Genomic DNA, 15023 nt, shown 5'->3' with positions numbered 1-15023 from the left:
GACCCGACCATGAAAGATCTTCTCGGCCTGATGGGCAAGGCGAAGGAAATGCAGGCCAAATTCCAGGCCATGCAGGATGAGATCGCCACGCTTGAAGCAAGCGGGCAGGCCGGCGGCGGCCTGGTCAACGTCACGCTGACCGGCAAGTTCGAGATGAAGTCGCTGAAGATCGATCCGTCGCTGTTCAAGGAGGACGATGTCGAGATCCTCGAAGACCTGCTTCTGGCCGCCCACAATGACGCCAAAAATAAGGTCGAGCAGATCATGCAGGAGAAGACCAAGGCGCTGACGGCAGGCTTGCCGATCCCGCCCGGAATGAAATTGCCGTTCTGAGCCGGCTGCCACCAGTTAATTGATTATGAACGGAAATCGGCTGCCGGGGCTATTGTTAAGACTTTCCCCGGCTTTGCTCACGCGGACATATCGGGGCATTTATAAAGTTTTACCTATGCTGCACGAATGCTAATCCTTTAGCCATCTTTTTGCCTTTAAGAGTCTCATTCTTGCCACATCCTGGGACGGGTTGGCATCTGGAAAATGAGGCACTTTTGTTGATCGCGACGCGATGGAAGACGCCGCTGTTGCTCGGCATCATCTTCTCCCCTTTGTTCCTGGCGGGTTGCAGCCAGACCACGTCTTCTCACGGCATGTCGGTCGCCAGCCTGGCCGACGCCATAACCCCGAGCTTCCTCTCGACGCGCGCCTACCGCAACACGCCGAAGGAGAAGGAATGCCTTGAGCGGGCGATGTTCTTCGAATCCAACCGCTCGAGTCGCGACGGCATGATCGCCGTCGGCACGGTGGTGATGAACCGGCTGCGCTCCGGCAATCATGGCAGCACCATTTGCCAGGTGGTGGGCGAACCGGGTCAGTTCGCGCCCGGCGTGATGACGCGGCCGATGAATTCCAAGGCGATGCCTGATGTCGAGGAAGCTGCCGACGCCGTGCTCAAGGGCGAGCGCAAGGCCAAGCTGAAGAACACGATGTACTTCCACACCGCCGGCCTGAAGTTCCCCTACAAGAACATGCACTACACCATGGTTGCCGGTGGCAACGCCTTCTACGAGAAGCGGGGCCGCAACTGGCAGCCGCTGCCGGATGAAGGCACGACCATGGTTGCCTCCGCAACGCTGCGCGCGCCTGTGCCTGAAGCGCCGGTGCAGGTGGCTTACGCCGAGCCGGTGGTGAAAACGATTGTCCGTCCCGATCCGGCCAAGCAGGCCGCAGCTTCTCGCGCGGCCAAGGCAATCGCCGCCCCGGCCGAGCAGACCTATGTCACGGCAGCCGCAGCCCCGGTGAAGGGCGCCCGCGTCGCTACAAAGCAGACCGAGGTGGCGATGCAGGAGCCAATGGCCGAACCTGATGCGTCGCGCTTTGGCGGCACTCTCAACGCCCGCTACATCACCTCGGTGCCATCAGCGACGCAGGAAGCGTCTATGGGTTTCCAGTCGACGCCTGAGAACACCGACGCCATCGGCGCGATGATCGTCGACCAGACCCGGCCGGCATCAGCCTACTGAGACTCACTGCATTCAGAGCCTGCCATGGCAGCATGGCGGGCTCTGTGCGTATGCGACATGTTTCAAAGCGCGCGGAAAAATCCTAGATCAGTGCGATGTCCAAGCGAATCGCCGGTCCCGAGATCGAACGCCTGATCCAGCTCCTGGCCAAGGTGCCGGGGCTTGGGCCGCGTTCGGCCAGGCGCGCGGCACTGCACCTGATCAAGAAGAAGGAGCAGCTTTTGTCGCCGCTCGCCGCCGCCATGGGCGAGGCCGCCGACAAGGTGCGCATCTGCACCACCTGCGGCAATGTCGATACGGCAGATCCCTGCATGATCTGCACCGACCCGCGCCGCGATGCCTCAACACTGATCGTCGTCGAGGACGTGTCGGATCTCTGGGCGCTGGAGCGGGCAGCGGCGATGAACGTGCGCTACCACGTGCTCGGCGGCACGCTGTCGCCGCTCGACGGCATCGGCCCCGAGCAACTCAACATCCGCTCGCTGGTCGACCGGGTCGCCGGCGGCGAGGTCAAGGAGGTCATCCTCGCCGTCAACGCCACGGTCGAGGGCCAGACGACCGCGCATTACCTGACCGACCAGCTCGCGGGTTTCGAAATCAAGGTGACCAGGCTCGCGCATGGCGTTCCGGTCGGCGGCGAGCTCGATTATCTCGACGAAGGAACGTTGGCGGCTGCGTTGCGATCGCGGACGGCGTTTTGACGCAATTGGCGCGGAGGGTGTGCGACATGACCGGTACGCATTCTTCGAGGTTAGCGCCAAACACCCCCCTCTGTCCTGCCGGACATCTCCCCCTCAAGGGGGGAGATTGGATGTCGCTTCGGTTTTCGCCAACCACCAGCGTTGAAAGAAGCATCCCGTCCGAAAAGCTGCTGATCTCCCCCCTTGAGGGGGAGATGTCCGGCAGGACAGAGGGGGGTGTGACGGAACGCGGATCTTTCACATTAGCAGTCGTCACGTTTCTCACAGCCCTTGCCGCTCTCCTCCTCATCTCTCCCGCCTCGGCCGCCAAAATCGACGACCAGTTCCGCACCTGGCTGCAAACCGATCTCTGGCCAGAAGCCCAGACCAAAGGCATCTCCAAAGCCACCTTCGATGCCGCCTTCGACGGCGTAAAGCCCAACCTCAAACTGCCCGACCTCGTCCTGCCCGGCGAAAAGCCGAAAACTCCGCAAAAGCAGCATCAGGCCGAGTTCGGCTCGCCCGGCGCCTATTTCGCCGAAAAGACGGTGCGTGCCGTCACATCAGGTGGGCGCACGCGCGAGGCGGCCAACGCCAGGACGCTGGCCGCCATCGAGAGGCGCTATGGCGTGCCGGGCGAGGTGCTGTTGGCAATCTGGGGGCGTGAAACCGGGTTCGGCGCGGCGAAAATGCCTTACGACGCCTTTCAAGTGCTCGGCACCAAGGCGTTCATGTCGACCAAGAAGGATTTTTTTCGCACCGAAGTGCTGGCCGCCCTTGAGATCGTCGAGCGCGGACTGGCGCCGGTCGGCGCCATGAAATCGTCCTGGGCCGGCGCACTCGGCCAGCCGCAATTCATGCCGACCTCCTTCCTCAAGCATGCCGTCGATTTCGACCGTGATGGCCACCCCGACATCTGGAATTCGACCCCGGACGTGCTGGCCTCGATCGCCAACTATCTCGTCCATTATGGCTGGGTGAAGGGTCGCGGCTGGGGTTTCGAGGTCACGGTGCCGGCAAGCGTTTCCTGCTCGCTAGAAGGCCCCGACCAGGGCAGGAAGATATCGCAATGGGCGGCGCTGGGCATCAGCCGCGTCGACGGCAAACGGTTTCCGGGTAGCGAACTGAAGGCTGAAGGCTTTCTGCTGATGCCGGCCGGGCGCAGCGGACCCGCCTTCATCGCGACGCCGAATTTCTACGTGCTGAAGGAATACAACACCAGCGACCTCTACGCCCTGTTCATCGGCCATGGCGCCGACCGCATTGCGCACGGCGATGCCGACTTCGCCGGCAAATGGGGTCCGGTCGGCGGTCTCCATCGTTCCGACATCGCCGCCTTGCAGCGGGCGCTGGAGGCCAAGGGCTACGATGTCGGCAGCGCCGACGGTCTGCCCGGCTTCAAGACCCGGCGCTCGATCGGCAGCTGGCAGGAAAAGAACGGCCGCGCCGCTACCTGCTTTCCCGACGCCGATCTGGTCGGCGCGATCAAGTAGCACTGACAAGAGCAGATTTTTCCAAATAGGCGGCTGCAATTGGCTGGCCCATGCTTCGACGCGCGCAGCGCATTCCGCTCCACTATGCCAGCTCATAAATGCCCGTTGCCGGTTGGAGGGCTGCCGGATAGGGTGTTGACCAATTGGAAAAAAATCAACACGGTAAGGGGTCTAACGGTCGTCCTTCGGCCGCGAAAAAGATTACTGCAGCCCTGAGCCGGGAACTCGGGGTCAACAATCAACAAAACAGGGAACGATCATCATGATGATGGAAAAGTTTGCTCTACGCTCGCGCGTCTGGCTCGCCGGTGCCGCCATGTCCGCACTGCTCATTGGCGTTGCTCCTGCCTTTGCCGTGACGCCCGCCGACACGCTGGTCGAAGGTTTCGCCATCGACGACATCATCTCCATGGATCCGGGCGAGGCGTTCGAGCTGTCGACCGCCGAGGTCACCGGCAACACCTATGATCTGCTGGTGCGCCTCGACCTCAGCGACACCTCCAAGGTCAAGGGCGATCTCGCCGAGAGCTGGACCGTCTCCGACGATGGCCTTGTCTATACGTTCAAGCTCAAGCCCGGCCTGAAATTCGCCTCCGGCAATCCGGTCACCGCGGCCGATGTCGCCTACTCCTTCGAGCGCGCCGTCAAGCTGGACAAGAGCCCGGCCTTCATCATCGGGCAGTTCGGCATCAGCGGCGACAACGTCACCGACAAGGCCAAGGCGGTCGACGATGCGACGTTCCAGTTCACCGTCGACAAGGCCTATGCGCCGAGCTTCGTCTTGAACTGCCTGTCGGCAACGGTCGCCTCGGTGGTCGATGCCAAGCTGGTCAAGGAACATGTCGCAGCGGTCACGCCGAGCGCCGACTACAAATATGACAATGATTTCGGCAACGCCTGGCTGAAGACCGGCTATGCCGGCTCCGGCGTCTACAAGCTGCGTGAATGGCGGGCCAACGAGGTCGTCGTCATGGAGCGCAACGACAACTACTATGGCGAGAAAGCCAAGCTTGCCCGCGTCATCTACCGCAACATGAAGGAAAGCTCGGCGCAGCGCCTGGCGCTTGAGGCCGGCGACATCGACGTTGCCCGCAACCTCGAGCCGAACGATCTCGACGCCATCGCCAAGAACGCCGATATAACGACCACCGCCGCGCCGAAGGGGACGGTCTACTACATCAGCCTCAACCAGAAGAACCCGAACCTGGCCAAGCCCGAAGTGCGCCAGGCGTTCAAATATCTGGTCGACTACGATGCGCTGAGCACGACCATCCTCAAGGGTATCGGCGAGATTCACCAGTCCTTCCTGCCCAAAGGTGACCTGGGCGCCGTGGACGACAATCCCTTCAAGCTCGACGTCGCCAAGGCCAAGGAATTGCTGGCCAAGGCCGGCCTGCCCGATGGTTTCAGCGTAACCATGGACGTACGCACGGGACAGCCGACCACCGGCATGGCGGAATCCATCCAGCAGACGCTGGGCCAGGCCGGCATCAAGCTGGAGATCATCCCCGGCGACGGCAAGCAGACGCTGACCAAATACCGCGCCCGCAATCACGACATCTATATCGGCAATTGGGGCCAGGATTATTTCGATCCGAACTCCAATGCCCAGACCTTTGCGTCGAACCCCGACAATTCGGATGCCGGCAAGTCGCATACGCTCGCCTGGCGCAACTCCTGGGACATTCCGGAGCTGACCAAGGAAACGGAAGCCGCCCTGCTGGAGAAGGACGCGGGCAAGCGTGCCGATATGTACAAGGATCTGCAGCAGAAGATCCTCGACACCAGCCCCTTCGTCATCATTCACCAGCAACTCGAAGTGGCCGGCCTGCGCAAGAACCTCAAGGGCTTCGCGCTCGGCCCGAGCTTCGATAGCAACTTCGTCGGCCCGGTCTCGAAAGAGTAACGCCCACGGGCGCGCCGTATGAGCGCGATTGAAAACCAAAGCGGGCGCGGCAGCGCCCGCGCCTTCGCTATTGCATCGGCGATCGGCCGTTTCCTGGTCATCGCGGTCACGACCTATCTTGGCCTGCTCGCGGTGACCTTCTTCATCGGCCGCGTCATCCCGATCGACCCGGTGCTGGCGGTCCTGGGTGACAGGGCGCCTCTCAATGTGGTCGAGCGCACCCGCCGCGAGATGGGCCTCGACCTGCCGCTGATCGAGCAGTTCTATATCTATGTGAAGAATGCGCTGAACGGGGATTTCGGCACGTCGGTGCTGACCACCAATCCGGTCATGACCGACATCCGTCGTGCCTTTCCGGCAACCATTGAACTGGCGACTTTGGGAACGCTGATCGGCTCGTTGATCGGCGTGCCGCTCGGCGTGCTGGCAGCGGTAAAACGCGGCAGCCTTATCGACCAGATCGTACGCGTCATCGGCCTGATCGGCTATTCCGTGCCGATCTTCTGGATCGGGCTTCTGGGCCTCGTCCTGTTCTACGCCAAGCTGCAATGGGTGGCTTTCCCGGCCCGCCTCGACGTCGTCTACGAATACACCTTCACGCCGATCACCGGCTTCTATCTGCTCGACGCGGCCATGCAGGGCCAGTGGGACGTGTTCTATGACGCCTACCGCCACATCATCCTGCCGGCCTCGCTGCTCGGCTATTTCTCGCTCGCCTATATCAGCCGCATGACGCGCTCCTTCATGCTGAACGAGCTGTCGCAGGAATACATCGTCGCCGCGCGCGCCAAGGGCCTGTCGGAGACGCGCATCATCTGGGGCCATGCGTTGCGCAATGCGGCCGTGCCGATGGTCACGGTCATTGCGCTCTCCTATGCCGGCCTGCTCGAAGGTTCGGTGCTGACCGAGACCGTATTCTCCTGGCCCGGCATCGGCCTCTACATCACCAATTCGCTGCAGAACGCCGACATGAACGCCGTGCTCGGCGGCACCATCGTCATCGGTTCGGTGTTCATCGGCATCAACCTTCTGTCCGACCTGCTCTACAAGGTACTCGACCCGAGGACGAAGGTCCGATGAGCGCCGAGGCAATCCAGACTCGCCGCGAGTGGCTGCTCAGCGATCGGCCGGCTTCGCGCATGCAGGCAAGGCTCGGCCGCGCCTATGTCGCCTGGCGGCGCTTTTCCGCCAACCGGCTGGCGTTCCTCGGTCTGCTCATCATCATCGCGCTGCTGGTCGTGGCGGCCTTCGCCGACGTGCTGGCGCCCTATTCGCCGACCATTGGCGACTTGAAGAACGCGCGGCTCTTGGCGCCGAGCGCCGCGCACTGGTTCGGCACCGACGATCTCGGCCGCGACATCTATTCGCGCATTCTTTTTGGCTCGCGCTGGACGCTCTATGTCGTCATCCTTGTCGCCGTCATCGCCGCACCCATCGGCCTGCTCGTCGGCACAGTAGCCGGCTATGCCGGCGGCTGGACCGACGCCATCCTGATGCGCATCACCGACATCTTCCTCGCCTTCCCCAAGCTGATCCTGGCGCTGGCCTTTGTCGCGGCACTTGGCCCCGGAATCGAGAACGCGGTGCTCGCCATCGCCATCACCTCCTGGCCGCCTTACGCCCGAATTGCCCGTGCGGAAACGATGACCGTGCGCAACTCCGATTACATCAAGGCGGTGCAGTTGATGGGCGCCTCGCCGTTTCGCATCGTGCTGCGCCACATCATGCCACTCTGCATCTCCTCGCTGATCATCAGGGTGACGCTCGACATGGCCGGCATCATCCTCACCGCCGCCGGCCTCGGCTTCCTCGGCCTTGGCGCGCAACCGCCGCTGCCGGAATGGGGCACCATGATCGCGTCGGGCCGCCGCTTCGTGCTCGACCAGTGGTGGGTGGCCGGCGCGCCGGGCTTTGCCATCCTCATCGTCAGCCTTGGCTTCAACCTGCTCGGTGACGGCCTGCGCGACGCGCTCGATCCCCGGAGTGGCGACCAATGAGCGGGGATCAATGAGCGGCACCCTTCTCGACGTCGACGAACTGCGTGTCGATTTCCCGACGCGCACCGGCCTCATCCAGGCGGTGCGTGGCGTCACGTTTTCGCTCGGCCGCGAGCGGCTAGGCATCGTCGGCGAGAGCGGTTCCGGCAAATCGCAGACCGGCCGCGCCATCATGGGGCTCACGCCGCCGCAGGCGCTTGTGTCGGCGAAGAAGCTCGCCCTCGACGGTATCGACCTTCTGGCCATGCCGGCTCGTCAGCGCCGCGCGCTGCGCGGCAAGCGTATCGCCATGATCCTGCAGGATCCGAAATATTCGCTCGACCCGGTGATGAGCATTGGCCGCCAGATTGTCGAGACGCTGCGCACGCATGAGAAGGTCTCAAAGGCCGAGGCGCGCGAGCGGGCGTTGGCGATGCTCGAAGCGGTGCAGATACGCGACCCGGCGCGCGTCTTCGACCTGCATCCGCACGAGGTCTCCGGCGGCATGGGCCAGCGCGCCATGATCGCCATGATGCTGATCGCCGGGCCAGAACTGATGATCGCCGATGAGCCGACCTCGGCGCTCGACGTCACCGTGCAGCTTGACGTGCTCGGCATCCTCGACAAGCTGGTCAGCGAGCGCGGCATGGGGCTGATCTTCATCTCGCATGATCTGCGGCTGGTTGCCTCCTTCTGCGACCGCGTCATCGTCATGTATGCCGGCAAGGTGGTCGAGCAGCTCAAGGCGTCGGAACTGCGCGACGCCCAGCATCCCTACACGCGCGGCCTGCTCAACTGCATGCCCAGGATCGGCTACGAACGCCACCCGCTGCCGGTGCTCGACCGCAAGCCGGAGTGGGCGGCATGACTCCAGCCATTTCCATCGACGGGCTGGAGGTGGTGTTCGACCGCTTTCGCGCGCTGAAGGGTGTCAACCTCGAAGTGCAATCCGGCGATTCCTTCGGGCTGGTCGGGGAGAGCGGTTCCGGCAAGTCGACATTGCTGAAAGCCATCGCCGGCCTCGTGCCGGCCAAATCCGGCACCATCACAGTCAACGGCAAGACGCTGGGGCCGCGTCGTGACAAGGCTTTTTATCGCGAAGTGCAGATGGTCTTCCAGGACCCCTATGGCTCGCTGCATCCGCGTCAGACCGTCGACCGCCTGCTGCAGGAGCCGCTCGCCATTCATGGTTTTGCCGACGGCGAAAAGCGTATCCAGCAGGCTCTGGACGAGGTCGGCCTCGGCAACGGCTTCCGCTTCCGCTACGCGCACCAACTGTCGGGCGGCCAGCGCCAGCGTGTCGCCATTGCCCGCGCCTTGATCCTCGAACCGTCGATCCTGCTGCTCGACGAGCCGACCTCGGCCCTCGACGCCTCGGTGCAGGCCGAGGTGCTCAACCTCCTGGAAGAGGTCCGTCGTCGACGCAAGCTGACCTTCCTGATGGTCAGCCACGACCTCGCCATCATCACCCATATGTGCGAGCGGCTGATGGTGATGCAGAACGGCGAAGCGGTGGAAAATCTCACCGCAAGCCAGCTGATCGGGCACCGGGTGGAGAAGGATTACACGCGCAATCTGTTGAGGGCGAGCGAGGGGTTTGTAAGAACCGCTTGAATCTGGGGTTTCCTATGGCGGAATGGAACTTCGAAGACCCACCCAATGTCGCGGTGTTGTCAGACAAGAGCATATTTAAAAATGGCGACTGGATCGCATACGTCGTGCACGAAGCTGATGACGACGATAACTACAACGATGAAGGTGGCAATTTCATAGCAGCGAAAAGCAAAATCGGGATGAACGCGAGATAATGCTCGTCAGCCTCCAGAATGTGGTTCAGCGGGATGAGAGCATCCTGGAATTGGCCGATTTGCCAAAAGGCTGGCATGCTTGGCGTACTTCGAAATTGTCGCCCTGGCAGCGCGCCAAATCACTCCCTGTACCCTCCAACGACAACGAGTGATGCAGCAGGGCCTTAAGTCGAGCTTTGCGCCAGTTCGCCGTTCTCCGGAGCGGATGGATTGTCCCCCTGCTTAGGCTCCTTGATCCGGAACCAAGTCACATAAAGCGCCGGCAGGAACAGCAGCGTGATCGCGGTACCCGCGATGATGCCGCCCATCATGGCGTAGGCCATCGGCCCCCAGAACACTTCGCGCGCGATCGGGATCAGGGCTAGGCTGGCGGCGGCGGCGGTCAGCGCGATCGGCCGCATGCGGTGCTCGGTCGCTTCGATCACCGCTTCCCAGCGATCCTTGCCTTCCCGCACCAGATCCTCGATCTGCACGATCAGGATCACCGAGTTGCGGATCAGGATGCCGATCAGCGCCAGCACGCCGAGAATGGCGACGAAGCCGAGCGGTGCGCCGCTCGGCACCAGGGCCGCGACCACGCCGATCAGGCCGAGCGGCGCCACCGCCACCACCAGGAACAGGCGCTGGAAGCTCTGCAACTGCACCATCAGGATGGTTGCCATGACAAACAGCATCAGCGGCACAACGGCGGCGATTGGTCCCTGGCTTTTGGCACTTTCCTCGACCGAACCGGCGGTCGCCACCGAATAGCCCGGCGGCAGCTTGGCGATGAAGGCGTCGACCGATGGCTTCAATTCGTTGACGACGGTTGCCGGCAGCACGTCGCCGACCAGCCCGGCACGCACGGTGATCGTCGGAATACGGTTGCGCCGCCATACCGTCGGCTGTTCGAGGTCGTAGCGGAAGTTGGCGACCGCCGCGAGCGGGATCGCCTCGCCGTTGCCGGTCGGCAGCTGCATGTTCTGCAGCGTGTCGATCGAGCCGCGTTCGGCCTCTCGCGAGCGGGCAATGACGCTGATCAGATAGGTGGCGTCGCGCACCTGGGTGATGGTGGCGCCGCCGACCGTGCTGTTCAGCGCGCTGGCGATGTCGGAGGAGGTGATGCCGAGCTGGCGCGCCTTGTCCTGCAGCACGTCGACCCTCAGCACGCGTTGCGGTTCATTCCAGTCGAAGGTCGGCGCCGCCAGCTTCGGATTGACCGAGATCAGGCCGGCAAATTGCTGCGCGAGATCCCGCACCGTCTGTATGTCGGGTCCGCCGACGCGGTACTGCACCGGGCGCCCGACCGGCGGCCCGAGCTCGAGCGGCTTGACGAACGCATCGGTACCGACGAATTCCTCGCGCAGCAGCTTCTCCAGCACCGGCTTCAGCCGGTTGCGCGCCTCGATGCTCTTGGTGACGATGACGGTCTGGCCGAAATAGGGATTGGCCGGCTGCACGTCGAAAGCGAGCAGGAAGCGCACCGCGCCCTGGCCGATATAGGACGAGAAATGGTCGACGTCGGGATTGCCGGCCAGCGCCCGGCGTTCGAAGCGTTCGATCTGGTCGCGGGTTTCGGTGACGGACGAGTTCTGCGGCAGGTTCCAGTCGACAATCAGCTCCGGCCGGTCCGAGGGCGGGAAGAACTGCTGCTGGACGAGGCCGAAGCCGGCTATCGAGCCGGCAAACAACAACACGGTGACGAAGATCGTCAGCCAGTGATGGCGCACCGAGCCCACCAGCACGCGCCGAAACAGCTTGGTGAAGCGTCCGGCCTGCTCATGTTTGTGCTTCATCGTCGCCGGCAGGATGGTGACGCCGAGCAGCGGCGCAAACAGCACCGCCACGATCCATGACACCAGGAGCGAGACCGCGATGACGACGAACAGCGTAAACGTGTATTCGCCGGCAGCGCTGTTGTTGAGGCCGATCGGGATGAAGCCGGCGACCGTCACCAGCGTGCCGGTCAGCATCGGGAAGGCGGTCGAGGTATAGACGTAGGTCGCCGCCTTGCGCAGATTATCGCCGACCTCCAGCCGCGCCACCATCATCTCGACCGCAATCATCGCGTCGTCGACCAAGAGCCCTAGCGCGATGATCAGCGCGCCCAGCGAAATGCGCTGCAGCGAGATGCCGAGATAGGCCATGACCGTGAAGGTGATGGCCAGCACCAGCGGGATCGACAGCGCCACGACGAAGCCGGCACGCATGCCAAGGCTGATGAAGGACACCGCGAGCACGATGGCGACCGCCTCGAACAGCGCCTGGGTGAAGCCTGAAACGGCCTCCTCCACGATCACCGGCTGGTCGGCGACCAGATGCACGCCGACGCCTATCGGCAGGTCGGTCAGCACCTCGTCCATTTTCTTTTCCAGCGCCGCGCCGAATTCGAGCAGATTGGCGTTGGGCTTCATGCCGATGGCGAGCCCGATCGCATCCTGGCCGTTGAAGCGGAACAGGGCGGTTGGCGGGTCCGCATAGCCGCGCCGGATCGTCGCCACATCGCTCAGCCGGAAGAAGCGGTCGTTGACGCGCAGATTGATGCCGCGCAGGCTCTCCTCGGAGGTGAACTGTCCGCCGACGCGCACACTGACGCGCTCGGGTCCGGATTCGATGACACCCGACGGCGTGATGGCGTTCTGGTCCTGCAGGCTCGCCACAATCGCCTGCTGGTTGAGGCCGAGGGCTGCGATCTGGCGGGTCGAGAATTCGAGATAGATGGCTTCGTCCTGGGCGCCGACCAGGTCGACCTTGCCCGCATTAGGCACCGTCAGGATCTGGGTCCTGACATCCTCGACATAGTCTCGCAACTGGCGCGGCGTCAGCCCGTCCGAGGTGAAGGCGTAGATATTGCCGAAGACGTCGCCGAAACGGTCGTTGAAGAATGGACCCTGCACGCCTTGCGGAAACTGCGCCCAGATGTCGTTGACCATGTTGCGCACCTGGGTCCAGTTCGGCACGACATCGCGCGCCTTGGTGGTGTCCTTCAGGTTGACGAAGATGACGGTCTTGCCCGCCGTGGTGACCGAGCGGGTGAAATCGAGGCTGTCGAGTTCCTGGAGCTTCTTTTCGATCCGATCAGTAACCTGCCGCACCGTTTCGTTGACCGAGGCGCCCGGCCAGTTGGCCTGGATAACCATGGTCTTGATGGTGAAGTTCGGATCTTCCTCGCGGCCGAGGTTGAGGTAGGCGAAGATGCCGGCAACGACGAAGACCAGCATGAAGTACCACACCAGCGAGCGGTGGTTGAGCGCCCAGTCGGAGAGGTTGAACCCCTTCATGACGCGCCTCCCTGCGGGATCTTGACCTTCTGGCCCTCCACCAGGCTGTGGACGCCGGCGGTGACGACGCGCATCCCCGCTTCGAGCCCTTCGGCGACGATGAAGCTGGCGCCGCTCTTCGAGGCGATCTTGATCTCGCGCGTCGAGACGCTCAATGTCTTTTCATCGACGATCCAGACCTTGTCGCCGCCATTCTTCTGCAGCAGCGCTGATAGTGGCAGCTCGATCGTCGGCGCCACTTTCGCCACCCGGGTCGCCGTCACCGTCGAGCCGAGCCGGAAGGCTTGCGGCGGATCGGTGAGCGTCAGCTTGACGCGGCGGCTGCGCGTCGAGGGATCGGCCTGCGGTGCGATCTCGCGCAGCGTGGCCTGGGTTTGGATTGATGGCAGCGATTGCAGGATGACCTCGAACGGCGTCCCGACGGAGAGGTCGCCAGTCAATTGGTCGGGAATGTCGACCACGGCTTCGCGCAAATCCGAGCGCGCCACGGTGACGATGGTCTGGCCCGCCGAAACGGTCTGGCCGACCTCGGCGCCGGTCGCGGTGACGACGCCGTCGAAGTCCGAAAACAGCCTGGCGTAACCAAGCTGCTCCTGCGATTTGGCAAGCGCCGCCTTGGCCCGCTCGACGCCGGCTTCGGCGGCTTGCCTCGCCTGCTGCGCGGCGTCGAAGACGGCCTGCGAGGTGTTGGCGGCGGCAAGCAGTTGACGCTGGCGTTCCTCGCTGGCGGCGGCGTTGGTGAATTGCGCCTCGGCATTGGAGAGTTCGGCCTTGGCCGCTTGCACGGCAAGTTCCAGCGCTGTCGGATCGAGCGTGGCGATCGTCGTGCCCTTGCTGACGATATCGCCGACCTTGACGTCACGTGAGACGACCCGGCCGAGCAGGCGGAAGGCTAGGTCGGCGCTGACCTGCGGCTCGATGGAGCCGGCGAAGCCGAAGGTTTGCGTCGTCTGCGGCTCGATCACCATCGACAGCACCGGGCGGATGATCTCGGGCGGTTTTTCCTCCGATTTCGAGCAGCCGGCGAGCGCCGCTATTGCAGACAAGGCAGACACAAAGAGCAGGATACGCCGCCGTCTCATTGTCCGGCTCCCGAGATCTCGACCGCCTGTCCGGGGCTGAGCAACTGGCCACCGGCGGTGACGACGCTTTGTCCGGCCTCCAGCCCCTTGTCGACGACGACCACGCCGGAATCGAAGGCCAGCACATTGACCAGGGCTGTTGCCACCGCTTTGGTCGAGGGATCGACAATCCAGACAGCTGGCTTGCCCTCGACCGAGGTCAGCGCCTGCCAGGGCAGGATGATGGCTTTCGCTGGCCTGGCGTTGACCGAGCCGATGACGGTGGCGCCAAGCGGCATGCCTTCCGGCGTGTCGGCAATGCCGACCTTGACCCGGACCGACCCCGAAGCCGGATCGACGGCGGGAGAGACTTCACGCACCTTGCCCAAGGCCTTCACCTGCGGGTCGGCCAGCAGCGTGATCGTCACCGACGGCGATGGCGCCGTTTTGGCGACCAGCGTTTCCTGGACGTTGAACACCGCGTCGCGGTCACCGTCCTCGGCGACGGTGAAGACCGTCTGTGCCGCCTGCACCACTTGCCCGGCCTCGACCTGGCGAGCGGTGATGACGCCGGCCGCACCTGCCTTGAGCTCGGTGAAGGACAGGTTCTCCCTCGCATTGGAGAGCGCGCTCTGCGCCTGGTCGACACTGCCTTGCGCCACTTTCTGCGCCTGGTCGGCGGCATCATAGTCGCGCCTGGTGGTAAAACCCTGGGCAAGCAGGGTCTTCTGCCGTTCGAAGGCGGCGGCGGCCTGGGTCAGTTGCGCTTGCGCTGCGTCGAGATCGGCCTGCGCCGAGCGCAAATCGGATTCCTGTTCCTGCGGATCGATGCGGGCAAGCACGGCGTCCTTGTCGACATGCTGGCCGACATCGACGAGGCGTTCGGCGACGCGGCCGCCGACGCGGAACGACAGATTGTTCAGCGTGCGCGCCGAGATCACGCCGGTCAGCGAGGTCCTCGGCGCGTAGTCGGCCATCGCCACCGTCTCGGTGCGCACCATGATCGGCAGCTTCTTGGCCGCCGCCTCCTGCTTCTGGCATCCGGCTAGAACCAGCGGCACCATCGCACAGACGAAAAGGATCGGGGAAAACGAAAGAAGGCCGGCGGCCGGGGGCTGCGGGGCGGACGATGTCGCGTTCCTGCTCATGGGGTCCCTCACCGATCCGGGACGCTCATGACGGGTGAGCTGTCACAGACTGAAGCGAGGATAATCGATCCCAAGGAAAAGGAAACCGGTCTCGTACGCGTATCGGTCGGTGGCAGGCCCAATCGCTGGGCGACGGTGCCGACTTGAGGAAAACGTGAAATAAGGTCAGAA

Annotated in this window: 13 protein-coding genes; 10 read left to right on the top strand and 3 right to left on the bottom strand. The window is 63.4% G+C overall.

Features of this window, described 5'->3' with window-relative positions:
* Positions 1-9 precede the first annotated feature (9 nt).
* The 10 genes from AC1DYC_RS18890 (at position 10) to AC1DYC_RS18845 (ending at position 9383) form a co-directional block, all read left to right on the top strand.
* Positions 10-333 carry a YbaB/EbfC family nucleoid-associated protein gene (locus tag AC1DYC_RS18890; RefSeq protein ID WP_454588116.1) on the top strand — a complete coding sequence of 108 codons (324 nt, stop codon included), beginning with the start codon at positions 10-12 and terminating at the stop codon, positions 331-333.
* 218 nt (positions 334-551) lie between these two features.
* The gene (locus AC1DYC_RS18885) at positions 552-1520 is read left to right on the top strand and encodes a cell wall hydrolase (protein WP_477408885.1); all 969 of its coding nucleotides are present in this window, start codon (positions 552-554) and stop codon (positions 1518-1520) included.
* Positions 1521-1615: 95 nt separating this feature from the next.
* Entirely contained in the window at positions 1616-2221 is a 606-nt protein-coding gene (gene recR / locus AC1DYC_RS18880; protein ID WP_477408883.1) for a recombination mediator RecR, read from the top strand.
* A gap of 194 nt (positions 2222-2415) precedes the next feature.
* Complete coding sequence (locus AC1DYC_RS18875) at positions 2416-3693, top strand: lytic murein transglycosylase (protein ID WP_477408881.1); 1278 nt, start codon at positions 2416-2418, stop codon at positions 3691-3693.
* A 262-nt stretch (positions 3694-3955) separates the two neighbouring features.
* Positions 3956-5599 carry an ABC transporter substrate-binding protein gene (locus tag AC1DYC_RS18870; RefSeq protein ID WP_477408879.1) on the top strand — a complete coding sequence of 548 codons (1644 nt, stop codon included), beginning with the start codon at positions 3956-3958 and terminating at the stop codon, positions 5597-5599.
* A gap of 18 nt (positions 5600-5617) precedes the next feature.
* Positions 5618-6679, top strand: a complete 1062-nt coding sequence (locus AC1DYC_RS18865) for an ABC transporter permease (RefSeq protein ID WP_477300498.1) — start codon at positions 5618-5620, stop codon at positions 6677-6679.
* Positions 6676-7596, top strand: coding sequence for a nickel transporter permease (gene nikC / locus AC1DYC_RS18860; protein ID WP_477408877.1), 921 nt, complete (start codon positions 6676-6678; stop codon positions 7594-7596). Before AC1DYC_RS18865 ends, nikC begins: the two co-directional genes overlap by 4 nt.
* A 10-nt stretch (positions 7597-7606) precedes the next feature.
* A complete protein-coding gene (locus tag AC1DYC_RS18855) occupies positions 7607-8443 on the top strand; it encodes an ABC transporter ATP-binding protein (protein ID WP_477408875.1) in 837 nt (278 codons plus the stop codon).
* The gene (locus AC1DYC_RS18850) at positions 8440-9189 is read left to right on the top strand and encodes an ABC transporter ATP-binding protein (protein ID WP_477408873.1); all 750 of its coding nucleotides are present in this window, start codon (positions 8440-8442) and stop codon (positions 9187-9189) included. Before AC1DYC_RS18855 ends, AC1DYC_RS18850 begins: the two co-directional genes overlap by 4 nt.
* A 14-nt stretch (positions 9190-9203) precedes the next feature.
* The gene (locus AC1DYC_RS18845) at positions 9204-9383 is read left to right on the top strand and encodes a hypothetical protein (protein ID WP_477408871.1); all 180 of its coding nucleotides are present in this window, start codon (positions 9204-9206) and stop codon (positions 9381-9383) included.
* Positions 9384-9547: 164 nt separating this feature from the next.
* On the opposite strand, the gene AC1DYC_RS18840 is transcribed toward AC1DYC_RS18845, so the two are convergent.
* Genes AC1DYC_RS18840 through AC1DYC_RS18830 form a run of 3 tightly spaced genes read right to left on the bottom strand, consistent with a single transcriptional unit; the run spans position 9548 to position 14852 of the window.
* Positions 9548-12643, bottom strand: coding sequence for an efflux RND transporter permease subunit (locus AC1DYC_RS18840; RefSeq protein ID WP_477408869.1), 3096 nt, complete (start codon positions 12641-12643; stop codon positions 9548-9550).
* The gene (locus AC1DYC_RS18835) at positions 12640-13725 is read right to left on the bottom strand and encodes an efflux RND transporter periplasmic adaptor subunit (protein WP_477408867.1); all 1086 of its coding nucleotides are present in this window, start codon (positions 13723-13725) and stop codon (positions 12640-12642) included. The genes AC1DYC_RS18840 and AC1DYC_RS18835 overlap by 4 nt, the downstream gene beginning before the upstream one ends.
* A complete protein-coding gene (locus AC1DYC_RS18830; protein ID WP_477408865.1) occupies positions 13722-14852 on the bottom strand; it encodes an efflux RND transporter periplasmic adaptor subunit in 1131 nt (376 codons plus the stop codon). Before AC1DYC_RS18830 ends, AC1DYC_RS18835 begins: the two co-directional genes overlap by 4 nt.
* Between the last annotated feature and the right edge of the window lie 171 nt (positions 14853-15023).

This window comes from Mesorhizobium sp. P2_E7 (genome assembly GCF_056403855.1).
Note: the sequence above shows the minus strand (reverse complement) of the source record. Positions and strands in the feature narration are given on the sequence as shown.